The organism is Actinoplanes sp. CA-131856 (assembly GCF_050956135.1).
GTDB lineage: Bacteria > Actinomycetota > Actinomycetes > Mycobacteriales > Micromonosporaceae > Actinoplanes.
On the sequence record NZ_CP191849.1, the window covers coordinates 6,168,564 to 6,191,731 of the forward strand.

Genomic DNA, 23,168 nt, shown 5'->3' on the forward strand with positions numbered 1-23,168 from the left:
GGCGTTCACATCGATCCCTCTGACTGACTAATGTCGAGGGTCATGGATCTTTCTCGCCGCTCCCTGCTCATCTCGGGAGCCGTCGCCGGTCTGGTCGGCGCGTCCGCCGTGCCGGCCTCGGCCGCCACACACCCCAACGATCCCCTCGAACGGCTGCTGGCCGGCAACCGCCGCTTCGTCGAGGGCCGCGCCCACCACCTGCACCAGAGCCTCGACCGCCTGCACGAGGTGGCGGCCGGCCAGCACCCGTTCGCCGTCACGATCGGCTGCGCCGATTCCCGGGTGCCACCCGAGGTCCTGTTCGACCAGGGGCTCGGCGACCTGTTCGACAACCGGGTGGCCGGCAACATCGTGGACGACCTGCTGCTGGGCAGCATCGAGTTCGCGGTCGAGGAGTTCGGCAGCCCGCTGATCGTGGTGCTGGGCCACGAGCGCTGCGGCGCCATCAGCGCCACCGTCGACGCGATCGAGAGCGGTGGCACCGCCCCGGGCCACATCGGCGCGATCGTCGAGGCGCTGCGGCCGATCGTCGAGCCGCTGATCGGCGGCCCCGGCGACGTCGTCGAGCGGGGTGTCCGGGCCAACGTGGCGGCGCAGGTCGCGGCGCTGACCGCGCGCAGCGAGCTGATCGCCGAGCACGTGGCGGCGGGCGAGCTGCGGGTCGCCGGCGCCCGTTACGACCTGGACACCGGCCGGGTCACGCTGCTCCGGTGAGCGCCGGGAACCGGTCGATGTTGGCCACCGCCCACTGCCGCAGGGCGGCCAGTGGCGCGCACGCGTCCTGGCCGAGAGCCGTGAGCTCGTACTCCACGTGCAGCGGGACGGACGGGTAGACCGTACGGTCGATCAAGCCTTGCTCTTCGAGCCGCCGCAGTGTGGCGGTCAGCACTTTCGGGCTCACGCCGTCGAGGCGGTCACGCAGCGCGCCGAAGCGCCGCGGGCCGTCCTCGAGGGCGCCCAGGGCCAGGGCGCTCCACTTGTTGGCCAGCAGATCGAGCAGCTGGCGGCACGGGCAGGACGCGTCGTAGACGTCGTGCTGCCGGGAGCAGGAGTCGGTCGTCACCGGCCCATCGTAGTACCCAAAGGGAACTAAGATCCCTTGCCGGTAACTAGGGCCATCGGCATACCGTCCTGGTCATGAGCGAAACGATGCGCGCGGTCGGCTACCGCGACAACGTCCTGGAGGACATCACCCTGCCCGTCCCCGAGCCCGGCGAGCACGACCTGCTGGTGCGGATCGAGGCCGTCTCGGTCAACCCGGTCGACGTCAAGGTGCGCCGCGGCGGCGGCTCCGGCGTGCTCGGCTACGACGCGGCCGGCGTCGTGGCCGCGGTGGGCGCGGCGGTCACGCTCTTCAAACCCGGGGACCAGGTGTGGTACGCCGGGTCGATCGCCCGGCAGGGCACAAATGCTCAGTTCCACGTCGTCGACGAACGGATCGTGGGGCCCAAGCCGGCCTCGCTCGACTTCGCCGAGGCGGCCGCACTGCCCCTGACGGCGCTGACCGCCTGGGAGGCGCTGTTCGACCGGCTGCGCCTGACCGCCACCAGCACCGGGTCGATCCTGGTGCTGGGCGCGGCCGGCGGCGTCGGCTCGGTCCTGGTCCAGCTGGCCCGGAAACTGACGAAGCTCGAGGTCATCGGTACGGCGTCACGGCCCGACTCGGAGAAATACGTCCTCGACCGCGGCGCCCACCGGGTGGTCGACCACCACGGCGACCTGCGCGAGGCTTTGCCCGACGGCGTCGACTACGTCTTCAGCCCGCACTCGGCCGGCATGATCGAGACGTTCGCCGACGTCGTCCACCCGTACGGCGCGATCGTCGCCATCGACGAGCCCGACGGCCTGGACCTGCTCCCGCTGAAGTCGAAGAGCATCGCCTGGCACTGGGAGCTGATGTTCACCCGGGCCCTGTACGACCCCACCAGCCGGGCCCAGCACGACATCCTGAGCCGGGTGGCCGCCCTGGTCGACGAGGGCGTCCTGCACACCACCCTGACCAGGCGCATCGAAGGCATCGACGCGGCCGGCCTGCGCGAGGCCCACGCCATCGTCGAGGCCGGCTCCGCGATCGGCAAGACGGTAGTGGTCAGCCGCCCCGAGTGAGGCGGCCGGCGCTCGCCGTGGGCGCCGCCGGCCGGTCACCGTGCCGGTCGCGGCGGGCGGTGACGGCCAGGACGGTCAGCGCGGCCAGCACCAGCAGCCCGCCGATCAGCGCCAGCGGTCGCGGGCCCGCGCCGGGCAGCACGGCGCCGCCGAGCAGCGACCCGCCCGCGATGCCCACGTTGAACGCCGTGCTCAGCCAGGCCGACGCCATGTCCGTGCTGGCCGGCGCGACCTGCAGCATCCGGTGCTGCGCGGCGGCCGGATAGGCCGAGTAGCCGCCCCCGGTGGCGGCGATCAGCACGATCGCGGCCACCGGCACCGCGCCCAGCGGATAGAGGGCGAGCAGGGCGAACGAGACCACGGCCAGCGGCACCAGGCGGGCGGCGACCGGCCGCCGGTCCAGGAAATGCCCGACGATCATCGTCCCGGCCACGCCGGCCACGCCGGAGGCGAACAGCACCGGCGCCAGGGCACCCGGTGTCACGCCGGTGACGTCGAGCAGGAACGGCGTGACGTACGTGGTGAAGGTCAGATAGCCGCACACGCCGAGTGTGGTGGCCACCACGAGCCACCGGAAGGCGCTCCGGTCCGGCGCGCTGCCCCGGGCTGCCCCGCCGGCCTGCGGCGGATAGGACGGCACCAGCGCGACCACCGCCACCGTGACCGCCACCCCGACCACCGCGACGGCCACGAACGCGGCCCGCCAGCCGGCCTGCTGCCCCAGCCAGGTGCCGGCGGGCACGCCGACCACCGGGGCCAGCGCCGTGCCGACGGAAAACACCGCCACCACCCGGCCCCGGGCGGAGGGCGGGAACGGATCGTTGACGGCGGCCGCGGCGATCGACCAGAACAGCGCCTGGCACAGCCCGATGAGCAGGCGAGCCCCGGCCAGCACGGCAAACGACGGCGCGAAGGCGGCGACGAGGTTGGCCACGGTGAACAGTCCGAGGGTCACGCCGAGCAGGGTCCGGCGGGGAATCCGGCGGGTGAGCCGGGTCAGCGGCACCGAGAACAGCACCACCACGGCCGCGTACCAGGTGACCAGCTGCCCGACCTGCGACCGCGACCGGTCCAGGTCGTCGGCCATCAGGGTGAGCAGCCCGATCGGCAGCAGCTCGGTGGTGACGAACGCGAGCGCGGCCAGCGACAGCGCGACGACGGCGGCCCACGCCCGTCGGCTCGCGGCAGGTGGTGCCATGGATCATCCTCTCCGTCCCGCCGCCGCTCCGGGCTTCGGCACGTCATCGTGTCACGGCGGACTCCGCCGCCCGGGACCGCCACAACGGGCCGGCCGGCTCTCCGCCGCGCGCGCCGGGCAACGGCATCCTCGCCGTCACGGCCGTCACGGCCGTGCGCCCAGCGCGACCACGAGATCGCGTCCGAGTGATCCGGCGCGGCGGTGACGCCGTCAGAAGCGGCCGCCGCCTCCGCGGCGCCCGCCGCCGCTGGGCCGTCCGCCTCCGCCCGAGCGGCGGCTGCTGCCTCCGAAGCCGCCGCCCCGGCCGGCGTTCGAGAGGATGCCGCCCAGGACCGCGCCGGCGAACGCGCCGGCGTCGAAACCGACGGGCCGGCCGTAGCCGCCGCCACCGCCGCCCCAGCCCTGGACGTCGACGCGGGCCGCCTGGCCGGCGCGGGCGGCCAGCTGGTGGGCCTGCTGGGCCTCGGTCAGCGCGCGCACCGGGTCGGCCGCGGCCAGGCTCTCGGCCAGGGCCAGGTGGCGCTGGGCCTCGGAGAGGGCGGCCCGGGCGTTGTAGTCGATGGCGCCACGCCGGGTGGTGATGAAGTCGTTGGCCGCGAAGACCTCGGCCCGGGCCACCGGCAGCGCCTGGGCCAGCATGCTGCGGGCGTGCGCGCCGCGCTCGGCGGCGTCGCGGGCGGCGGCCAGCGCCGCGTCCAGGGCGGCGTCGGCCGTCTGCAGACGGGCGACGGCGCCGACCGGGTCGGGGCGTTCGGCGGCCAGGGCGGCGCGGACCTCGGCCAGCACCTGCTCGCCGCCGGTGACGGCGGCGGCCAGGCCGGGCGGGACATCTCCCCCGCCGCTCAGCGCGGCCCGGCCGGCCGCGGTCTCGGCGGTCACCTCGGCCAGCAGGCCGTCGGCGGCCGATCGGGCCGCGGGCAGCTCGGCGGCGGCCCGCTCGATCGCGCTCAGCAGGTGCGCCGCCTGATCCACGGCCTGTTCCGAAGCCCGTACGGCAAGAGCCGCCTCTGGCTTTTTGCCCGCCGACAGTGCCTCGCGGGCCTGGCGCAGCGAGTCGGCGGCGTAGGTGAGGCGCTCGCGGATCTGATCCGCGTTTCCGGTGATGGCGATGACCGCGCCGCCGGAGAAGCGCCCCCGCAGATCGGCCACTGTGGCCTCGGCCCCGGGCAGCGCCGCCTCGATCCCGGCCCGGCGGCGGTCGACCTCGCCGGCCGCCTCGGCCGCGCGGGACTCCAGATCGCGCAGGCGGTCGAAGGCGTCCGACTCGGCGTCCAGGCGCTGGTCGGCGGCCTCGCACAGCTCGATGATGCGGGTCAGCTGGGCGCGCTCGCCCGGGGTCGGCGTCTCGTCGAGCGTCATCCGCAGCTGGAAGGCCTCGCCGACGTTGCGCCGGGCCTCGTCGAGGGCGGACCGGAACTGCTCGGTGGCCTTCTCGCCGTACTGCGCGGTGGCCAGCTCCAGTTCGCGTTCGCTGGCCCGCAGGTCGTCGTCGAGCTCGACCAGCAGCGCGTTGGCCCGGCTGGACAGGTCGGCCACGGTGGGACCTTCGGGTGCCGCCGGGGCCGCGGCCCGGCGGTGACGGCGTCGCAACCAGACCCAGGCCAGCCCGGCCACGACCACGAGCAGCACGATGAGCACGGCCCAGACCAGGCCGCTGCGGCCGGAGGCGGCGGCCTGATATCCCTGGGCGGCGGCGACCACGGCGCCGGACCAGTCGCCCTGCTGGAGCGCGGGCTCGATGTCCTTCTCGGCGACCTCGGCCAGTTCCTTGTCGGAGATCGGCGCGCCGTCGGGGAACGAATAGGCGTACGACCGGTCCTCCACCGCGATCGCCAGAAGAGCGTCGCGGTCGCCGAGATCGCTGAGCCGGGCCGTCTCGTCGGTCCAGCTCTGGGCGGGGGTGCCGTCGAAGGAGTCGACGAGCACCACCCAGAGCTGGATGCCGGTCTCGTCCTGGAGCTCCTGGAGCGCGTTGTCGGCCGGCGCCCGGTTGTCGATCCAGCCGGAGGCGTCGGTGACCTGGGCGGCGAGCCGCTGGGGCGCCTCGGCACGGGCCGGCGACGCCACCACCAGGACGGTCAGGAGGGCGATCAGGAACGAGGCGGCACGGCGTGGCATGCCTCCAACTTATGCGAACGCCCGGTCGTACAGCCCCTGGAGCCCCTCGGCGTCCGCCTCGCCGCTGTAACCGCAGATCAGCATGGCGCCCTGCGAGGACGAGACGAGATATTTCCCGCCGTTCTCGAACTTGCCGCTGCCCATCATCTGCTCGGACGAGTCGCCGGCCTGCGCGATCTGGACCTGGCCGGCGGCCGAACCCCGGTAGACGTGGGTGACGTCGAGGGTGACGGTGGCGCCCTCGACGGCGGTGACGGTGCCGGCGAAGGCGAAATCGGCGCGTTCGGCGAGGACCTCGGCGGTCGGTTCGACACACTTCGCCTGTACGCCCGGAGCGGTCAACTGGACGGTCCGAAGCTCCTGGGTGGTCACGGTGGGTGTCTCCTCGGGTCGCAGCGTGAGCCAGCCGATGCCGGCGGCCACCAGCACGAGAGCCGCCGCGGCCAGGGCGATCAGTGGCCGTTTCCGGGGCGGTGCGGGCGTGGCGGTGGTCATGATTTCCTCCAGCGGGAAGCGTGTCGGGGAGGCCGGCAGGCTCCGGGCCGGATCGGCGCGGCGCAGTCGCGCCCGCAGGTCGTCGTCGGTCATGGCCGGCTCCCCTCTGTCTCCCCCTCATGTCCGGCGGCGGCCCCGGTCTTTCGCAACTCGTCGCGCAGTTTCTGCTTGGCCCGGTGCAGCCGGATGGAGGCGGCGTTGGCCGAGATGCCGAGCACGACCCCGATCTGCGGCGGCGTGAGATCTTCCCAGGCCCACAGGCGCAGCAGCTCGGCGTCGACCCCGCGCAGCGCGGCCATGGCCGTCTCGAGCTCGTCGTCGCGGGGTTCGGGCCCCGCAACGGCCACCGGCGGCGGATCGATCGTGGCGATCCGCGCGAACAGCCGGGCCTGCCGGCGCCGGCCGCGGTCGGCGTTGGCCAGGCAGTGCCGGGCCACCCCGTACGCCCAGGGCAGGTGATCCTCCGGCATCTCGTCAAGCCGCCGCCAGCACACCAGAAGCGTCTCGGACAGCACGTCGTCCGCGGTGGCGGGGTCGGTGCGCCGCGCCAGATAGCACCGCACCGCTTCGATCACCGCGGGGGCCAGAGCCTCGAACCGGGCCCGGCGCCCCTCCACGTTCACAGGGTCCACCCTCACACATGTCCAGGAGCGCCCGGCCCCTTTCAAGATCGCCAAATCCTCCCACGGCCGCCCGTCCGCGCAAGCCAGTCACCGACGAACCGGTGCCGGAACTCATAGGTGGCCCCGGCCTGGCGCAGGAACGCCATCAGCCGCCACGGCAGCCGGCCCCGAACAGCAAGCCAGAGGCAGGCCAGCCGGAACCGCCACCAGGCCGAGCGCGCCAGTGCTGTCAGCCGGTGGCGAGGCGGGCGGTCAGGAACTTCGGGGCCATTTCGCAGTAGCTGTCGGTGAGGAGTTCGGTGATCTCGGTCCAGTCGGTGTGGGGGCCGAGGACGGCGGCGGCCACGTTCGTGCCCCATGCCGCCCGGAAGAACGGGTAACCGGGGGCGGTCAGGCCCAGCAGGTCTTCGGCGGGCACGCGGAACGTCATCACCGTCGCGGGCTCGCCGTCGGTCGCGTAGCGCGCGTAGTGCGGATGCCGGTCCGGGTCCGGCGTGTAGACGTGGGCGACCGTCCGCGTGCGGACGCGCCAGCGCACGCCGATCCAGGCCGGTTCCTCGTACGTCTCGGGCAGCGCCCGGCAGATCGGGCGCAACCGATCGAGGATCTCCGCTGGCACGTCTCCGGGGGCCGACATGGGCCGAGCGTAACGGGCGCCGGCAGCTACGTGGCGTGGCCGCGTTGGCACGTATCCGTGATTCGCCGATGTCCCGCAGCCGCGATGCTGACTGGGCCGCGCGTCACCGCCCACGGGACGCCGGAGGAACCATACGGGGAAGGAAAGTTCCGATGCGCCGTCTCGTCCAGATCTTCGGAGCGACCACACTGGTCGCTCTCGCCGCCGCCTGTAGCAACACCACCACGACACCGAGCAGTCAGGCCTCGCCCACGACGGCCCCGGCACCGACAAGCACGTCATCGAGCCCGGCGGCGAGCCCGTCATCGAGCCCGTCATCGAGCCCCACGGCGAGCTCGACGGCCGCCGATCCGGCCGGGCTGACCATCCACCCGGACCACATCGGACCTCTGAAGATCGGGATGAGCCTGAAGGCGGCCAAGGCCACCGGCCTCATCGTCGTCAACGACGGTCAGGACGCCGCCGGGCCCGACGCCTGCGTCTCCGCGCACTGGAAGGGGCAGTCGGAGGAGGACTGGATGATTTTCAACGGCAAGCACGGGCTGCGGGCGCTCGACTCGTTCGGCGGCCAGAAGACGCCCGAGGGCATCGCGCCGGGCAGCAGCCTGGCCGCCGTGCGCAAGGCGTATCCGCAGCTCACCTGGCGCGTCGACGGGGACGAGACGCCGGCCGCCCGGCGGACCGGCGGCGACGCCCTGGTCGACGTCGTCAAGGGCGACGGCGCGCACTACCGGATCAACGTCCTGAAGAGCAAGGTCGTCTACGTGCAGGTGGAGAGCGACCGGCCGGGCTGCTACGAGTGACCTCAGCGCCGCCCGCGGCCGGCGGCGGTGGACAGGGCGACCAGGAACTGGCCGCCACCGGCGTCGACGGTGGCGGCCACCGGCACCGAGGGCAGCAGGCGGGAGAAGCGGTCCTCCAGCCAGTCGGCGGTCTCCTGGGCGTCCTTCTTGGTCGGGCAGCGGGCGACCAGCTCACGGCCGCCCTTGCGTTCCAGGCGCTCGGCCACGGCGATCAGCGGGGCCGGCTCGGTGACGTGCAGGCGGTCGGGCCAGGCGATGACCACCTTCACCGCGCCCTTGCGGGTGTTGCAGGCGCGGTGGGCCAGGCGCTCGGGGAGCTTGGCCTTGCGATCGGCCGTACGGGCGTCGACGCTGGGGCCGCGCGGGTCGTTCACCGACATGTCGCGGTCGACCGGCTCGTCGCACACCCAGCAGCGCCAGCCGTCGCGGGCGGCTACGTCTTCAAGCTGACTCATCCGAACAAAATAGCGGTCCGCTTCCCGTCGGGGCGGTTCCGGCCGAGCCGCCGTTGGCGTATCAAGGGAAGGCACGTCTGCCGTCACTCCGGTGCCCGATGCGCCGTTGTGCGGCTGGTGGTCGAGGTCGATGACGACGGACAGGGGCGGACCGGATGCGTACGGCCGGGGGTGGGGACTTCCCCGCGGGAGAGAGCCGGGGCACGGGAGGTACGACGGTGGTGGAGCCGATCCGCGCACTGATCGTGGACGGCCACGCGGCCTTCCGGGAGGGACTGCGGGCGCTGCTGGAGACGTCCGAGGACGTCGAGGTGGCCGACGATGCCGCCAGCGGTGAGCAGGCGCTGGTGATGGCGCCGCGACTCCAGCCCGACGTGGTGCTGATCGACCTTGCCATGCCGGGGATGGGCGGCGTCGCCGCCACCGAGCGGCTGGTGCGGGCCATGCCGCAGACGCGGGTTCTCGTGCTGAGCACGGCCGAGGACGACGACTCGGTGTTCGCGGCGGTGCGGGCGGGCGCCCGCGGCTCCGTGGTCAAGGGCGCCCGCAAGGCGGAGCTTCTGCGGGCCGTACGGACCGTGGCCGCCGGCGAGGCGATCTTGGGGGCGGCCCTGGCCGTACGTCTGATGGGGTATTTCCCGGAGCTCGGTGACCGCGAGCGGCGGATCCTGGCCCTGGCCGCGCAGCATCTGACCGGCCCGCAGATCGCCGGGCGGCTGGGGCTGACCGAGCGGGCCGTCCGCGATCACGTCACCGGCATCTTCGCCCAGGTCCGGGCGCGGGAGGCGGGGCCGGAGGACACGGCACTGTAGAGTGACCCAGTCGTCACTATCAGTGAATCTTGGGGTTCGGATGCGTCGCTGGCACCTCGCCGTGCTCGCCCTGCTCGGTGTGTTCGCGCTGGCCTGCGAGGAGGGCACGGGCGCGGCCGATCCGAAGCCGACCGGCCCGTCGAAGAGCTATCCGTCCTCGATGGCCGCCCTCGGCGACTCGATCACCGCCGGGTTCGCCAGCTGCTTCGCGCTCGTCGCCTGCGAGCGCCGCTCGTGGGCGACCGGCAGCGACTCCGCCGTGGACAGTCACTACCGGCGGATCCGCGACAGCAACGCGGCGATCAAGGGGAAGGCCTACAACTTCGCCGAGTCCGGGGCCGACGCGGCCGACCTGGCGGCCCAGGCCCGCAAGGCGGTCAACACCAAGGTCCAGTACGTGACGATCCTGATCGGCTCGAACGATGCCTGCGCCCCCAGCGTGCAGGGCATGACCTCGGTCGCCGCGTTCCGCCAGCGGGTCGACGCGGGTCTGGCCCGGATCAAGAAGGGCCTGCCCAGGACGCGCGTGCTGATGGTGAGCATTCCCGACCTCTACCGGCTGTGGGAGGTCGGGCACGGCAACGACAAGGCCGTCCGGGCGTGGAACGGCGGCATCTGCCCGTCGCTGCTCGCCCGCCCCACCTCGACGGCCGAGGCCGACGAGGACCGGCGCCGCCAGGTGGCACGGCGCATCGACGCCTACAACGACGCGCTCGCGGGCGCCTGCCGGGCGTACGGGAAGAAGTGCCGTTGGGACTCGGGAGAGGTGCACAACGTGCGCTTCGACCTCGAGCTGGTCAACCGCATCGATTACTTCCACCCGAGCACCGAGGGCCAGGCGAGGCTGGCCGAGGTGAGCTATCCGGGCCGGTTCACCTGGTGAACGCGGCCATGTCCATGAGGTGGCCGAGCACGTCCTCGCCCGAGGTGCGCAGGCCGTCGTGCTCGTGCTCGTTGGTGATCCAGGTGCGGACGTTGCCGACCGCGGCCGCCGTCTCCAGCGACAGACCCATGTCGACGTACATGTCGTCGGCGTAGACGGCCGCGTAGACCGGCACCTCGTTGGCGGCCAGGATCGTCGGGTCGTAGAGCAGCGGCCAGTCGTCGGCGGCGGCCAGCTCGTGGGCCGTCTCGGCGTACGGGCGCAGCGCGCGGATCTGCTCGAACATCCAGGGGTACATCATCTCGCCGGTGAACAGCAGCGGGTCGGCGTCCGCGGCGAACTCCGGCCTCGCGGAGAGCGCGCGGGCGGCGGCCCAGTCCGTGGCGCCGGAGCCCTGGCCGTAGACGTACTCCTGCAGCGCGTACAACGGCTGGCCGACGAAGCCGGTGAGCTGCATGACCTCGTACAAGAAGGAGTCGGAGAACGCCTCGTCGAGCAGCCAGTGCACCTGGGCGTATCCGTAGCTCATGCCGAACGCGATGCCCAGCGTGCGGAAGCGCTCGACGGTGAGCCGGTCGCCGTCGGGCAGCCGGACGTCCTCGGCGGCCAGCCGGTCGGCGATCGCGCGGATCTTGGCCCGGTCCTGCGGGAACGCGCGGTAGTACTCGGCGTTCTTGCCGGCCACGCGCGGATAGGTCCGGGCGTAGACCTCGTCGGCGGTGGCGGTCAGGCCGGGCAGGCCGCCGGTCACGTAGGCCGTGCGGATGCCGTGCGGCGCGTGCGACAGATAGGTCATGGTGACGAAGCCGCCGTAGCTCTGGCCGAGCGTGTCCCAGCGCTGCCCGCCGGCCAGCCGGGCCCGCAGGATCTCGCAATCGGCCACGATGCTGTCGGCCCGGAAGTGCTTCACCGAGCGCGCGCCCAGCGGGGTGCTGCGGCCGGTGCCGCGCTGGTCGAGCAGCAGCACCCGGTGGGTCTTGACCGCGCGGGCGATCCAGCTGCCCGAGCGCAACGGCCGCGGCGACTTGCCGCCCGGCCCGCCCTGGAGGTAGAGCAGCCAGGGCAGGTCGTCGCCGGCCTTGTCGGAGGCCACGACCTCGCGCGCGAAGACCTCGATCGTCCCCTGACCGGCGTCGCTGTGGTCGAGCGGCACGGTCACGGTGTGGTCGGTGAAGCGGAGCCCCGGGTGCGCGATCATGGCTTCACCCTAAACACATACATGATCTTGATTCGTTATGACCCGTGATTCGAGCCGCGCTCGGATTTAGGTTAGCCTCACCTTCATGACCAGGGACGCGGCGCTCACCGGAGCCGATCTGACGCTCGCCTACGACGGCCGGACCGTCGTGCACGGCGCGGGCATCGAGTTGCGTGCCGGCACCGTCGTGGCTCTCGTGGGGCCCAACGGTTCCGGCAAGTCGACGCTGCTGCGCTCGCTCGCGCGGCTGCACACCCCGCAGTCGGGCACGGTGCTGCTCGGCGGGGCGGACACCGCCGGCCTGAAGCCGAAGGACTTCGCCCGGCAGGTCACTCTTCTCACCCAGTCACGGCCCACCCCGGGCGGTGTCTCCGTCCGCGACGTGGTGGCCTACGGACGGCACCCCTACCGGGGACGGTTCGGCTCGGGCGACCCCGACGGACCGGCCCACGTGGACAAGGCGATGGCCATGACCGGCGTCGACGCCATGGCCGACCGCGCCGTGGACGAGCTGTCCGGCGGCGAGCTCCAGCGCGTCTGGCTGGCCACCTGCCTGGCCCAGGACACCGGAGTGGTGCTGCTCGACGAGCCCACCACCTTCCTCGACCTGCGCTACCAGGTCGAGATCCTCGACATCGTCCGCGAGCTCGCCGACGAGCACGGCGTCGCGGTCGGCGTGGTGCTGCACGACCTCGACCAGGCGGCCGCGGTCGCCGACCGGGTCGTGCTGATGTGCCAGGGCGTCGTGCGCGCCGACGGCCGCCCGGCCGAGGTGCTCACCGCCGACCTGCTCACCGACATCTACGGCCTGCGCATCGAGGTGACCGTCGGCGACGACGGCCACGTCCGCACACGCCCCATCGGCCGGCACACCAGCCGGTCACTTGCCACCTGAATTCGAAAGGGACATTTCTCTCATGGCTCTCACTCGCCGAGCTTTCGCGGCCGGCGTCGCGTTCAGCGCCCTGCTGATCACGGCGGCCTGCGGCACCACCGAGGACCCGGCCGACGAGGCCGCCGCGGCCCCCGCCGTCTCGAGCGGCCCGGTCGACCTGACCGACGAGCGCGGCGCCGTCCACCTCGACGCCCCCGCCAAGAACGTCGTCTCGCTGGAGTGGGGCCTCACCGAGAACCTGGTCGCGCTCGGCGTGAAGCCGGTCGGCCAGGCCGACGTGAAGGGCTACAACAACTGGGACAAGAGCGCCCCGATCGACGCCGGCACCCCGGACGTCGGCCAGCGCGGCGAGCCCAGCCTCGACTCGATCGTGGCCCTCAAGCCCGACCTGGTCGTCACCACCAAGGACCTGCCCGAGAACGTCATCGCCTCGATCGCCAAGCAGGTGCCGGTCCTGACCCTGCGCGGCTCGGACGGCGCCGACCCGATCGGATATATGCGCAAGACGGTGAACACCCTCGCGCAGGCCACCGGCACCCAGGCCAAGGCCACCGAGCTGCTCTCCGGCTTCGACGCCAAGGTCACCGCGGGCAAGGACGCGCTGGCCAAGGCCAACAAGTCCGGCGCCGCGTTCGCCATGGCCGACGGCTGGGTCGACGCCGGCACCGTGTCGCTGCGCTTCTACACGCCGAACTCCTTCTTCGGCGCCATCGCCAACGAGCTCGGCCTGAAGAACCAGTGGACCACCGGCGGCGACAAGGACTACGGCCTCGCGCAGACCGACGTCGAGGGCCTCACCAAGCTCAAGGACGCGTCGACCACCTTCATCTACGTGGCCAACGACGCCGACGGCGGCGACTTCACCGACTCGCTCAAGACCAACGCGGTGTGGAAGCAGCTCCCGTTCGTCACCGCCAACCAGGTCAAGCGCATCCCGGACGGCATCTGGATGTTCGGCGGCCCCGCCTCGGCGAACGCCTACATCGACGCCCTCACCAGCGCCCTGACCGCCTGATCGACCGATGACCAGCACGATGTCGCCGGTGACGGCGACGCCGCTCAAAAAGGTGTACGGCGTGGTGGCGGTCTTCGCCGTGGCGGTCGTGCTGCTCGCCGTCCTGGCCGCGGTGCACCTCACGCAGGGCACCGCGGCCATGGGCGTCGGCGAACTGCTCAAGGCGATCAACCCGTGGTCGGGCGAGAACGACGAGGCGGTGGCGGTCCTCGTGGCCAGCCGCCTCCCCCGGCTCGGCGCGGCCCTGCTCGTCGGCATCGCGGTCGGCATCGCCGGCGCGATCCTGCAATCGGTGGCCCGCAACCCGCTGGCCTCCCCCGACACCCTGGCCGTCAACGCCGGCGCCTACGTCGCCGTGGTGGCCGTGGCCGCCTTCGGCGTCGCGGTGCCGTTCGCGGTCGGCGGCCTGGTCGCCTTCGTGGGCGGCCTGCTGGCGGCCGGTGTCGTCCTGCTCGTCTCGCGCGGCGGCGCCGCCGGGCCGACTCGCCTGGTGCTGGCCGGCTCGGCCGTCGCGCTCGCGCTGAACGCGCTCACCTCCGTGCTCCTGCTGCTCTTCCAGCAGAACACCGTCGGCCTGTTCGCCTGGGGCAGCGGCACGACGGTCCAGTCGGGCAGCGAGAACGTCAAGCTGACGGCCCCGGTCGTCGCGATCGGCGTGCTGGCCGCGCTGCTGCTGGCCCACCGGCTCGACGTGCTCGGCCTGGGCGACGACTCGGCCCGCGTGCTCGGCGTCGACGTGCGCCGCACCCGGGTCCTCTCGGTCGTCACGGCCGTCCTGCTGGCCGCGATCTCGGTGACCGTGGCCGGCCCGATCGGCTTCGTCGGCCTGTCGGCGCCGGTGATCGCCCGCCTGGTCGCCCGGCGCGTGCCCGGCCTCGGCCGACACCTGCTGCTGCTGCCGTTCACCGGCCTCTGCGGCGCGCTCATCGTGGTCGGGGCCGACGTGCTGCTGCGGCTGGCCCTGCCGGCCGACGTGGCCATCTCGGTGCCCACCGGCATCGTCACCACCCTGGCCGGCGCGGTCGTGCTGGTCTGGCTGGCCCGCCGGCTGCGCGACGGCGGCCCGGCCGCGGCGCCGGCCCGCGGCGCCCACGGCACTGTCCACTCCCGCACCTGGGTGATCACCGTGTCCGTGCTGATCGCGGTGCTGCTGGTGGCCGCGGTGATCGCCGGGTTGTTGCTGGGCGACCGGATCGTGCTGCTCGGCGACGTCATGAACTGGATCAGCGGCAATGCCGGCCGGCAGGTCGGCTTCGTGCTCGACCAGCGCTGGCCGCGCGTGCTGGCGGCCCTGCTCGGCGGGGCGGCGCTCGCCCTGGCCGGGGCGATCGTGCAGGCGGTCTGCCGCAACCCGCTGGCCGAGCCCAGCCTGCTCGGCGTCACGCCGGGCGCCAGCGTGGGCGCGGTCGCGATGGTCCTGCTCTTCCCCGGCATCAGCGCCTGGCCGGTGATGGGCGTGGCCACGGTCTTCGCGCTGGCGACGTTCGCCCTGGTCTACCGTCTGTCGGCCGCGCGCGGCCTGGCCTCGGACCGGATCGTGCTGGTCGGTGTCGGCGTCAGCGCGGCCGCCACGGCGATCACGACGCTGGTCGTGGTGGTGATCTCGCCGTGGAACGTCAGCGTCGCGCTGACGTGGCTGGCCGGATCGACGTACGGCCGCAGCATCGGCCAGGTGGTTCCGGTCGCGCTGGTGCTGCTGGTCGCGCTTCCGCTGACGCTGGTCTCCAGCCGTACGCTCGACCTGGTCTCGCTCGACGAGGACGTGCCGCGCCTGCTCGGGGTGCCGCTCAACCGGGCCCGGCTGGGCCTGCTGACGGTGGCGGCGGTGCTGACCGCGGCCGCGGCCACGGCGGTGGGCGCGCTCGCCTTCGTGGGCCTGGTGGCGCCGCACGCGGCCCGCGCCCTGGTCGGCTCGCGCAGCGCCCGGGCCGTCCCGGTCGCCGTCGGCCTGGGCGCCCTGCTGGTGAGTGTGGCCGACACGCTCGGGCGTACCGTCATCGCACCCTCGCAATTGGCGGCGGGACTGGTGACCGCCCTGATCGGCGCACCCTATTTCGTCTGGCTGCTGTGGCGGGGCAGCGCCGCTCGTCAATGACCAGTACGGTGGCGCCGGTGGATCTTCAAAACTATCCGGCGCCACCCTATAAGCCCGCGTGGAACGGCAAGACCAACGGCTTCTCCATCGCCGCGCTGACCCTGTCGCTGTTCGGCTGCGTGGGACTGATCAGCATCATCCTGGCCATCGTCGGCCTGCGGCAGAGCCGGCGCAACGGCGACAAGCGGGGCCGGACCTTCGCCATCATCGCCCTGTGCATATGCGGCCTGTGGATCGCGGCCATCGCCGTGTTCGCCGGCGTCGCCATCGCCCGTGACGTCGCCGACGGCCCCGACCGCGACCCGGCCGGCGTGCTGCGCGGCGAGCGCTCCCTGAGCATCGACAACATGCGCTCCGGCGACTGCGTCAAGGACCTCCTCAACGACACCGGCGACTACTTCGACGCGCTGCCCTGCTCGTCGCCGCACACCAGCGAGCTGTTCGCCAAGTTCGACCTGCCCAAGGCGACCGAGGCTCAGGCCGAGGCCGCGTGCGAGAAGAAGTTCGTGGCGTACGCGGGCGCGAAGCCCTCCGCCGACGCGAAGTACATGCTGTTCACCGCCCGCATGGAGGAGATCGGCGAGACCGGCGACCCCGGCGTTCTGTGCTTCGCCCATCAACGATCCGGGACCACCACGGGATCACTCAAGAAGTGACCGGGGAGCTGCCGCCCATACGCATGACGCGTAGCCACCGGCCGTAGAGGCGCTGACACCACGGCGGGAGCCTGCCCATGAACCTGTACGACGTCATCCACACCCGCCGCGACGTGCGCGGCCAGTTCACCGGCGCACCGGTCGGCGAGGACACCCTCGACCGCATGCTGACGGCCGCGCACGCCGCCCCCAGCGTGGGACTGTCCCAGCCGTGGGACTTCATCGTCATCCGCGACCGCGCGGTCAAAGAGGCGTTCCACACTCACGTCCAGCACGAACGCGACGTCTTCGCGGCCTCCCTGTCCGGCGAGGCCGCGGACCGCTTCGCCCGCATCAAAATCGACGGCATCCTGGAGTCCACCCTCTCCATCGCGGTCACCTACGACCCGTCCCGCGGCGGCCCCGCCGTCCTGGGCCGCCACGCCATCGCCGACGCCGGCCTCTACTCGGTCTGCCTGGCCATCCAGAACCTGTGGCTGGCCGCCACCGCCGAAACTCTGGGCGTCGGCTGGGTCTCCTTCTACCGCGAGGACTTCCTCCAGGACCTGCTGGGCATCCCCGCCGGCATCCGCCCGGTCGCCTGGCTCTGCCTGGGACCGGTCACCCACCTGGAACAGACCCCCGACCTGGAACGCCACGGCTGGCGCACCCGCCGCCCCCTGCACCTGGCCCGTCATGAGAACCGCTGGACCCCGGCCGGCTGACCATCACCCGACGCCGGCAACCTTACAAAATATAGTAAGGTTCGCCCATGAAGAGAGGTCGCGTGGACTGGGCGAATGTGGACTGGCCGACGGCGTTGCGCGACGCCGTCCTCCGGTGGGGTACGCCAGTGGGGGTGGAGGAAGCCCGGAAAGACTGGGCGCGGTTGGTCGGCTCGGCGCAGGCAGGGGTGCCGACGCTGATCACCTACGAGCGCTCCGGATGGATGTGGGCGGTCCTGGTGCCGTTGACCGAATTGCAGGAGCCACCGGCGATTCTGCCTTCTCATCAGGTCTCGGAGGCGCGGCCGAAGATCGCCGAGTTGCTCCAGGCGGCTCAGGCCGGCACGCCGCAACTGCTGCGTCGCCACAGCGCGGCGGTTGCGGCACTCATGGAAGCGGCTCCCGCCGAACGGCTGAACGCCGAAGAGCTGCTGCGCGCCGGAGCAACTCTCCACGTGCGACACGACCCTGGGGACCCGGCCGACGCGGGCGAGGACGGCCGGCCGCCGCGGCCGGAAACCTTCCGGGCCGTCGTCGCCGACCCGTCCGGCACCCACATCGGCGCGGGTGACGGCCCCAGCATCACCCACGCCATCGTTCACCTGCACCGTCCGCCGGCCGGAGAAACAAGCAGTTAGGCCGAGGAGCACTTCACGGACGTGGTCGCCGGTTTGACGACCCCGTCTGGGATCGGTCGGGATGGTGGTTTTGTCGGGCATTTATGGTGATGGCCGGAGAAGGGCGGATGTTTCTACGGTGAGGCGGTCCCTGCAACCCCTCATCGGAGGAGCGCGAATGCTCAGGAAAGTTGGTGTGGCCGCGGTCGCCGTGGTCGCGATGATGCTGGCGATGGCGGCGCCGGCTCAGGCCAGTACGGCCCGCTACTACAGCGGCAGTGATGTCGATCAGATCGTGGAGAACTTCGCCGAGGCCTCGGCGGCGGCGAAGATGCACTGCTTTGTGTCGGATGCCGTCAAGAAGGTGAAGAAGGCCAAGAAGGCGGGCGGCCTGGCCGGCGTGGCTGCTCTGTCGGGTGAGATCAGTGCCAAGATCGCCGACACGAAGGGTGCCTGCAAAGGCGTCTGGCAGTTCCTCGGGGCGGCCGTCTACACCGCCTATCTCGGCCAGGACGGACGGTCGGTGTGGATCGAGGACGCCTCGTACGCCGACAAGTGCGGAATCATCAGCAAGAAGCTCAACTTCATCTACCGGATCGGGCCGTCGCCGGACCGGACGACCGAGTTCACCGGCGGCGTGAAGGTGATGTGCACCTTCTCGTTCTAGGTAGGTTTGCCGCATGACGGACGTGCGGCTCCAGCCGATGACCGAGGACGAGTACAAGCCCTGGCGGGCCGGCGTCGAGGCGCACTACGCGCGCAGCGCCGGCTCGTCGGGGCTGTCGGCCGCCGAGGCGGTCCGGGCCGCCGCCGACACCTACGCGAGGCTGCTGCCCGGCGAGTACGCCACCCCGGGACACCACTTCTGGTACGCCTACGACGGTGACCGGCGGGTCGGCTTCCTCTGGATCAAGGTCGACCGGGACGCCGCCTTTGTCTACAACGTCGCCGTCGAGGCGGACCTGCGGCGGCGGGGCTACGGGCGGGCGATCATGCTGGCCGCCGAGCGCTGGTGCCTCGAGGCCGGGCTCACCCGGATCGGGCTGCACGTCTTCGCTCACAACACCGGGGCCCGGGCCCTCTATGAACAGCTCGGCTTCGCCGAGACCGGCCGCAACATGACCAAGGTGCTGTCGGCTGGGTGACGGCGCCCGGCGGGCCGCGGGCACAGACTGACGGGATGCCGAGGCTCGGCGATGTTGTCGAGGACGTGCGGTGGCGGAGCTTCGCCGGGCGGGCCGACGAAGTGGCCTGGTTCGACGAAGCCCTCGCCGGCCGCACGCCCCGGCGGGTGCTGTTCGTTCACGGGCCCGGTGGCATCGGCAAGACCACGCTCCTGCTTCATCTGCGGGAGCGGGGGCGCCGGGCCGGGCGCCGGGTGGTGCTGGTCGACGGGCAGGATCTGCGGCCCACCGCCGAGGACTTCGTGGGTGCCGTCGGCGGGGCCGAGCCGCAGGTCCTGCTCGTCGACGGCTACGAACATCTGGGTCCGCTCGACGGATGGCTGCGCCGCGACCTCGTGCCCGCCCTGCCCCACGACGGGATCGTGGTGCTGGCCGGGCTCGATCCGCCCGCCGCGGCCTGGCGGTGTGATCCCGGCTGGCGGGCCGTTGTGGCCGTACGTCAATTGCCCGCCCTTGATCGGAGAACCAGTGCCGATCTGCTCGACCGGGCCGGTGTGGCCGCCGGCGACCGCGAGGCGATCATGCGGCTGGGCCGGGGACATCCGCTGGCTCTGGCGCTGCTGGCCGATGTCGTGTCGGCCGGTGGTGAGGTGCCGGCCAGCCTGGCCGAGGCGCCCGATCTGATCTCGGCGCTGACCGCGTCGGTGATGCGCGACGCCCCGTCCGAGGCGCACCTGCTCGGGCTCGCCACGTGCGCCAAGGCCCAGGTCACCACCGAGGACCTGCTGCGCCGCACGGTCGGTGACGCTCACGCGCCCCTCGTCTGGCAGTGGCTGCGCGACCGGCCGTTCGTCGCGGCCCGGCCGCAGGGGCTGTTCCCGCACGACCTGACCCGCGAGGTGCTCGACGCCGAGTTCGAGCGCCGCTGGCCCGACCGCTACCGCGAGCTGCACCGGGTCATCCACGACTATGTCGTGACCGGGCTGCGGTCGGCCACCGGCATGCACCGGCAACTGCTGGCCCAGCAGCTGGGCTATCTGCATCGGCGGGGGCCTTTCAGCGCCGAGTTCCGGGCCGTACGGGCACACGGCTCCATCGCGGTGGTGCCGTCGCGGCCCGAGGAACTGGCGGCGGTGGCCGCGCAGATCGGGAAGCAGGTCGGCCCGCGGTCGGAGGCGCTGGCCCGGGAGTGGTTCGCGGCCCGCCCGGAAGGGGCGAGCACGGTGGCGGGTGGGCCCGGCTTCGCCTACCACTCGCTCTGCCCGTCGGGTCTCGCTCTGGACCAGGAGGACCCGGTCGTCCGGGCCATCCTCGCCCACATCAGCCGCACCGCTCCCCTGCGGCCGGGCGAGCAGGTCGACATCGCGCGGTTCCTGCTCGGCGAGAACGGCTCGCAGAGCGACCAGAACGCGGTCTTCGCCGGCTCCGTGTCGTCGATCGTCCAGTGGTGCGGGCGCCCGCTGGCGTGGGCGTTCGTGGCCACTGTCGACGACGCGTTCTGGGGGCCGTTCTTCGACTATCTGGGCTTCCGCGAGCTGCTGTCGGTCGACTGCGACGGGCGGCGGCACGTGGTCTACGGCAACGACTGGCGGCGGTTCCCGGTCGCCGCCTGGCTCGAGATGATGAACGAGCGCGAGCAGACCGGTGGCAGCGGGCCGCCCCCGGACGAGCTGACCCGGCCGGCGCCGCTAGGCAGAGACCAGTTCGTTTCGGCCGTACGGGCGGAGCTGCACCGTCCCGGCGGGGGTGGCCCGTTGGTCGGCACGGCCCTCGGCGCTGACCCGGCCGAGGTCCGCGCCGCCTTGGCGAGGGCGGTGGACGCCCTGGGTGCGGAGCCGCGGGGCGAACGTCTCCGGGCGGTACTGCACCGGACGTACATCAAACCGGCGGCCTCGCAGGAAGCCGCCGCCGAGGCGCTGGGGTTGCCGTTCAGCACCTATCGCCGGCACCTGGCCAAGGCGGTCGAGGCGCTGACCGAGCGGCTGTGGCGGGCCGAGACCGGGCAGCGATTGGACAGCGAACGGCCTGGAGAGTGAGCAGCCGGCCGGCGCACGCTGCGGGCATGGCGACGATGACGATCCTGGGGGCCGGCCTGGCCGGCCTGAGCACCGCGATGATGCTGCGCGACGACGGGCACGACGTGACCGTCCTCGAACGTGACCCGGCGCCGCCCGGCGCCGAGCCGTGGGAGACCTGGCAGCGACCGGGCGTGAACCAGTTCCGGCTACCGCACTTCATGCTGCCCCGGTGGTGGCAGACCCTGTCGGCGGAGCTGCCGGCGGCCGCGTCGGCGGTGCGCGCTGGGGGCGGAAGCCTGTTCAGCCTGGCGCCGCCACCCCACCGCGAGGGCGACGACATCTTCGACACGGTCACCGCCCGGCGGCCGGTCGTGGAGGCGGCGCTGGCCCGTGCCGCGCGGGAAGGCGGGGTCGTGGTGCGCCGCGGGGTGCGCGTCACCGGCGTACACCTGGAAAGCGGCCGGGTGACCGCAGTGACCACCGGCGAAGGCCCGGTCCGGGCCGACCTGGTGATCGACTGCCTGGGTCGCCGCTCGCCGATGCCACAGTGGCTGGCGGCGGCCGGCGCGGCGCAACCGGCCGAGGAGAGGGACGACGCCGGCTTCGTGTATTACTCCCGGCACTTCCGGGGCCACCGGCCGAGCCTGAAGGTGATGGTGCAGCAGCAGTACGAGTCGGTGTCGCTGCTGACCCTGCCCGCCGACGACGACACGTGGAGCGTCGTGCTGATCGCGAGCAGCCGCGACCACGCCGTGCGCGCCCTGCGCGACCCGGCGGTGTGGACGGACGTGGTCGGCCGCTATCCGCTGGCCGCGCCGTGGATCGACGCCGAGCCGATCACCGGGGTGGACGTGCTGGCCGGCATCGAGGACCGCTTGTGGCACTACGCGCCGGGCGGCACCCCGCTGGTCACCGGGATGGTCCCGGTGGGCGACGCGTGGGCCTGCACGAACCCGTCGCTGGGCCGGGGGGCGGCCTTCACACTGATCCACGCGAAGGTGCTGCGCGACACGCTGCGCGATACTGACCCGTCCGACCACGAGAAGGTGGCCCGGCGCTTCCACGAGGCGACGGCCCGCACGCTGCTCCCCCTGTACCGGGCCACGAACGGCTTCGACAAGCATCGCCTGGCCGAGATGGAGGGCGACGCCACAGGCGTCCCGTACCGGACGGACGACCTGCGCTGGATAGGAGCGAAGGCGTTGTACGCGGCGGCCCTGCGCGACCCGGACATGCTGCGCGCCTATCTGCGGGTGGCGGGTTTCCTGGAGACACCGGACGAGGTGTTCGCCCGCCCCGGGGTCCGCGATCGGGTGCTGGCCCTGGGGGTGTCGGCTCCGCGCTATCCCCTGCCTGGTCCCGGCCGGGCCGAGCTCCTGAGCCGCTGCACAGCCTGACATGCGGTGGCAGTGGGCGCCTCGCTGATCAGATGGCCGGCGTCCGTGACGGGTCGTGCCCGAGGCCGTAGGCGGCGTGGATCTCGACCGCGCTCACGCCCAGGGCCTCGAGGCCCCGGTTGGGTTCGCGGTTGGCCTTGAAGCCGGCCGTCACGTACTGCTCGCCCTCGACCGGGGTAGCGGGCGCCCACCCGCTGCGGCCCAGGGCGGTCATGGCGGTCTGCACCGCCACCCACGGGCGGTGTCCGGTGACGCCGACCAGCGCGTAGACCCGGGTGAACTGCACCGCCGCGCTGACCCCGACCGGGCCGGGGTCGTCGCAAACGCGGCGGCCGACCCGCTCGGCGAGTGTGGTGGCCACCTCGACGGCGCGCCCGGCGTCGCCGGTCGGCATGTCGACGACAAGGGCCACCCGCGCCGTCTGCCGCTCCCGCACCATGGTCCGCAGCCACTCGGGAGCATCATCGCCGCCTTCGCCTGCGTCGCTACCGTCAGGCGCCTCGCCGCTGTCACGCGCCTCGCTGCCTTCGCGCGGGTCGGTCCAGCGACCGGTTTCCCGGAAGCGGGTCGTCGCGTCGTTCCAGGCCGGGTCGGTGACGCTTTTCGCGTCTGGCGGGGCGGGCTCGTTGCCCGAGAGGAAGCCGCGGACGAAATAGCGGGTCTGCTCGGAGCAGTCGACGATCTCGGCCTTCGACACCCGGGTGCGGATGCCGCGCTCGGCGCAGTAGGCGTCCATGCGCCCGGGGAACGTGTGCGGATTGCCGTCGAGCAGGTAGTGCCGGCCGCAAGCGGTGTCGAACCACAAGTCGGGGTCGACGTCGGGTGGCAGCGGCGGGCTCATGGGGAAGGTCACCGGACGACGGTAGGACGTACCGGCGGCGCTGCCAACGCGATTAGGCCCGCCGTCGTCGGGCGGAAGCCGCAACTGTCCAGGTAGAAGTGGGCCAGGTGGGGCTCGAAGTCGACGTGGAGCCACTCGCATCCGGCGGCGCGGGCCTCGGTGGTGGCCGCCTCGACCAGAGCGGCGCCGATGCCCCGCCCCTGATGTGACGGCTCGACCGCGGTGTCCAGGAGGAAGGCGTGACCGCCGCCGTCCCAGCAGACCTGGACGAAACCGATCAGCACCCCGGCTTCGAAGGCGCCTATCCAGGTCAGGGCGTGCCGTTCCAGGCGCCGCGCCCACGGCTGCACGACGGGATCGGCGCCGAACGCGCGGGCGTGCAAGGCGCTGAGCTGGGCGTCGTCGACCAGGAAACCAGAGCCGATCGGGAAACGGGAGATGAGCTCGTACGTCACCGGACGAGGGTAGGGCCGCGGCC

The 23,168-nt window shown here is 72.6% G+C and carries 25 protein-coding genes; 15 read left to right on the forward strand and 10 right to left on the reverse strand.

What is annotated here, in order from left to right; genetic code table 11:
- Positions 1-42: 42 nt before the first annotated feature.
- Positions 43-714: a carbonic anhydrase gene (locus tag ACQP2X_RS28565; RefSeq protein ID WP_498687034.1), complete on the forward strand. Its 672-nt coding sequence runs from the start codon at positions 43-45 to the stop codon at positions 712-714.
- Here the strand turns inward: ACQP2X_RS28565 and ACQP2X_RS28570 are convergent.
- Entirely contained in the window at positions 698-1,063 is a 366-nt protein-coding gene (locus ACQP2X_RS28570) for a winged helix-turn-helix transcriptional regulator (protein ID WP_498687035.1), read from the reverse strand. The two genes, ACQP2X_RS28565 and ACQP2X_RS28570, sit on opposite strands and share 17 nt — an antisense overlap.
- A gap of 74 nt (positions 1,064-1,137) precedes the next feature.
- Between ACQP2X_RS28570 and ACQP2X_RS28575 the strand changes: the two genes are divergently transcribed.
- Entirely contained in the window at positions 1,138-2,106 is a 969-nt protein-coding gene (locus tag ACQP2X_RS28575; protein ID WP_498687037.1) for a zinc-binding alcohol dehydrogenase family protein, read from the forward strand.
- Here ACQP2X_RS28575 and ACQP2X_RS28580 read toward each other — a convergent pair.
- From ACQP2X_RS28580 to ACQP2X_RS28600, 5 genes are all read right to left on the reverse strand, one after another.
- Entirely contained in the window at positions 2,090-3,304 is a 1,215-nt protein-coding gene (locus ACQP2X_RS28580; protein ID WP_498687038.1) for an MFS transporter, read from the reverse strand. The two genes, ACQP2X_RS28575 and ACQP2X_RS28580, sit on opposite strands and share 17 nt — an antisense overlap.
- A gap of 210 nt (positions 3,305-3,514) precedes the next feature.
- Positions 3,515-5,422: a TPM domain-containing protein gene (locus ACQP2X_RS28585; protein ID WP_498687040.1), complete on the reverse strand. Its 1,908-nt coding sequence runs from the start codon at positions 5,420-5,422 to the stop codon at positions 3,515-3,517.
- A 9-nt stretch (positions 5,423-5,431) separates the two neighbouring features.
- Complete coding sequence (locus ACQP2X_RS28590; RefSeq protein ID WP_498687042.1) at positions 5,432-6,010, reverse strand: hypothetical protein; 579 nt, start codon at positions 6,008-6,010, stop codon at positions 5,432-5,434.
- A complete protein-coding gene (locus ACQP2X_RS28595) occupies positions 6,007-6,540 on the reverse strand; it encodes an RNA polymerase sigma factor (RefSeq protein WP_498687043.1) in 534 nt (177 codons plus the stop codon). The genes ACQP2X_RS28590 and ACQP2X_RS28595 overlap by 4 nt, the downstream gene beginning before the upstream one ends.
- 229 nt (positions 6,541-6,769) lie before the next feature.
- Positions 6,770-7,177, reverse strand: a complete 408-nt coding sequence (locus ACQP2X_RS28600; protein ID WP_498687045.1) for an MmcQ/YjbR family DNA-binding protein — start codon at positions 7,175-7,177, stop codon at positions 6,770-6,772.
- A gap of 152 nt (positions 7,178-7,329) precedes the next feature.
- Here ACQP2X_RS28600 and ACQP2X_RS28605 point away from each other — a divergent pair, with 152 nt between their 5' ends.
- The gene (locus ACQP2X_RS28605) at positions 7,330-7,980 is read left to right on the forward strand and encodes a hypothetical protein (RefSeq protein ID WP_498687047.1); all 651 of its coding nucleotides are present in this window, start codon (positions 7,330-7,332) and stop codon (positions 7,978-7,980) included.
- Between the two features lie 2 nt (positions 7,981-7,982).
- Here the strand turns inward: ACQP2X_RS28605 and ACQP2X_RS28610 are convergent, their stop codons facing one another.
- On the reverse strand, positions 7,983-8,435 hold the full coding sequence (locus ACQP2X_RS28610; protein ID WP_498687049.1) for a hypothetical protein: 453 nt from the start codon (positions 8,433-8,435) through the stop codon (positions 7,983-7,985).
- Between the two features lie 218 nt (positions 8,436-8,653).
- Between ACQP2X_RS28610 and ACQP2X_RS28615 the strand changes: the two genes are divergently transcribed.
- Together ACQP2X_RS28615 and ACQP2X_RS28620 are read left to right on the forward strand one after the other, a co-directional pair.
- Positions 8,654-9,247 carry a response regulator gene (locus ACQP2X_RS28615; protein WP_498687052.1) on the forward strand — a complete coding sequence of 198 codons (594 nt, stop codon included), beginning with the start codon at positions 8,654-8,656 and terminating at the stop codon, positions 9,245-9,247.
- A gap of 40 nt (positions 9,248-9,287) precedes the next feature.
- Positions 9,288-10,130, forward strand: coding sequence for an SGNH/GDSL hydrolase family protein (locus ACQP2X_RS28620; protein WP_498687053.1), 843 nt, complete (start codon positions 9,288-9,290; stop codon positions 10,128-10,130).
- Here the strand turns inward: ACQP2X_RS28620 and ACQP2X_RS28625 are convergent.
- The gene (locus tag ACQP2X_RS28625) at positions 10,120-11,328 is read right to left on the reverse strand and encodes an alpha/beta fold hydrolase (protein ID WP_498687056.1); all 1,209 of its coding nucleotides are present in this window, start codon (positions 11,326-11,328) and stop codon (positions 10,120-10,122) included. The genes ACQP2X_RS28620 and ACQP2X_RS28625 overlap by 11 nt on opposite strands.
- Before the next feature lie 85 nt (positions 11,329-11,413).
- On the opposite strand from ACQP2X_RS28625, the gene ACQP2X_RS28630 reads away from it, so the two are divergent.
- The 10 genes from ACQP2X_RS28630 to ACQP2X_RS28675 all read left to right on the forward strand — a co-directional run bounded on the left by ACQP2X_RS28630 (position 11,414) and on the right by ACQP2X_RS28675 (position 21,849).
- Complete coding sequence (locus tag ACQP2X_RS28630) at positions 11,414-12,223, forward strand: ABC transporter ATP-binding protein (protein WP_498687058.1); 810 nt, start codon at positions 11,414-11,416, stop codon at positions 12,221-12,223.
- 22 nt (positions 12,224-12,245) lie between these two features.
- Positions 12,246-13,238 carry an ABC transporter substrate-binding protein gene (locus tag ACQP2X_RS28635; protein WP_498687060.1) on the forward strand — a complete coding sequence of 331 codons (993 nt, stop codon included), beginning with the start codon at positions 12,246-12,248 and terminating at the stop codon, positions 13,236-13,238.
- Positions 13,239-13,245: 7 nt separating this feature from the next.
- On the forward strand, positions 13,246-15,333 hold the full coding sequence (locus ACQP2X_RS28640; RefSeq protein WP_498687062.1) for an iron ABC transporter permease: 2,088 nt from the start codon (positions 13,246-13,248) through the stop codon (positions 15,331-15,333).
- 17 nt (positions 15,334-15,350) lie between these two features.
- Entirely contained in the window at positions 15,351-15,989 is a 639-nt protein-coding gene (locus tag ACQP2X_RS28645; protein WP_498687064.1) for a DUF4190 domain-containing protein, read from the forward strand.
- A gap of 77 nt (positions 15,990-16,066) precedes the next feature.
- Complete coding sequence (gene bluB, locus ACQP2X_RS28650; protein WP_498687068.1) at positions 16,067-16,693, forward strand: 5,6-dimethylbenzimidazole synthase; 627 nt, start codon at positions 16,067-16,069, stop codon at positions 16,691-16,693.
- A gap of 62 nt (positions 16,694-16,755) precedes the next feature.
- On the forward strand, positions 16,756-17,331 hold the full coding sequence (locus ACQP2X_RS28655; RefSeq protein ID WP_498687069.1) for a type II toxin-antitoxin system prevent-host-death family antitoxin: 576 nt from the start codon (positions 16,756-16,758) through the stop codon (positions 17,329-17,331).
- Positions 17,332-17,488: 157 nt separating this feature from the next.
- The gene (locus ACQP2X_RS28660) at positions 17,489-17,977 is read left to right on the forward strand and encodes a hypothetical protein (protein ID WP_498687071.1); all 489 of its coding nucleotides are present in this window, start codon (positions 17,489-17,491) and stop codon (positions 17,975-17,977) included.
- A gap of 13 nt (positions 17,978-17,990) precedes the next feature.
- The gene (locus tag ACQP2X_RS28665; protein ID WP_498687073.1) at positions 17,991-18,455 is read left to right on the forward strand and encodes a GNAT family N-acetyltransferase; all 465 of its coding nucleotides are present in this window, start codon (positions 17,991-17,993) and stop codon (positions 18,453-18,455) included.
- Between the two features lie 35 nt (positions 18,456-18,490).
- On the forward strand, positions 18,491-20,470 hold the full coding sequence (locus tag ACQP2X_RS28670; RefSeq protein ID WP_498687075.1) for an ATP-binding protein: 1,980 nt from the start codon (positions 18,491-18,493) through the stop codon (positions 20,468-20,470).
- A gap of 26 nt (positions 20,471-20,496) precedes the next feature.
- Entirely contained in the window at positions 20,497-21,849 is a 1,353-nt protein-coding gene (locus tag ACQP2X_RS28675) for an NAD(P)/FAD-dependent oxidoreductase (protein WP_498687077.1), read from the forward strand.
- A gap of 28 nt (positions 21,850-21,877) precedes the next feature.
- Here the strand turns inward: ACQP2X_RS28675 and ACQP2X_RS28680 are convergent, their stop codons facing one another.
- Entirely contained in the window at positions 21,878-22,690 is an 813-nt protein-coding gene (locus tag ACQP2X_RS28680; RefSeq protein WP_498701068.1) for a hypothetical protein, read from the reverse strand.
- A gap of 8 nt (positions 22,691-22,698) precedes the next feature.
- Positions 22,699-23,145 carry a GNAT family N-acetyltransferase gene (locus ACQP2X_RS28685; protein ID WP_498687079.1) on the reverse strand — a complete coding sequence of 149 codons (447 nt, stop codon included), beginning with the start codon at positions 23,143-23,145 and terminating at the stop codon, positions 22,699-22,701.
- Between the last annotated feature and the right edge of the window lie 23 nt (positions 23,146-23,168).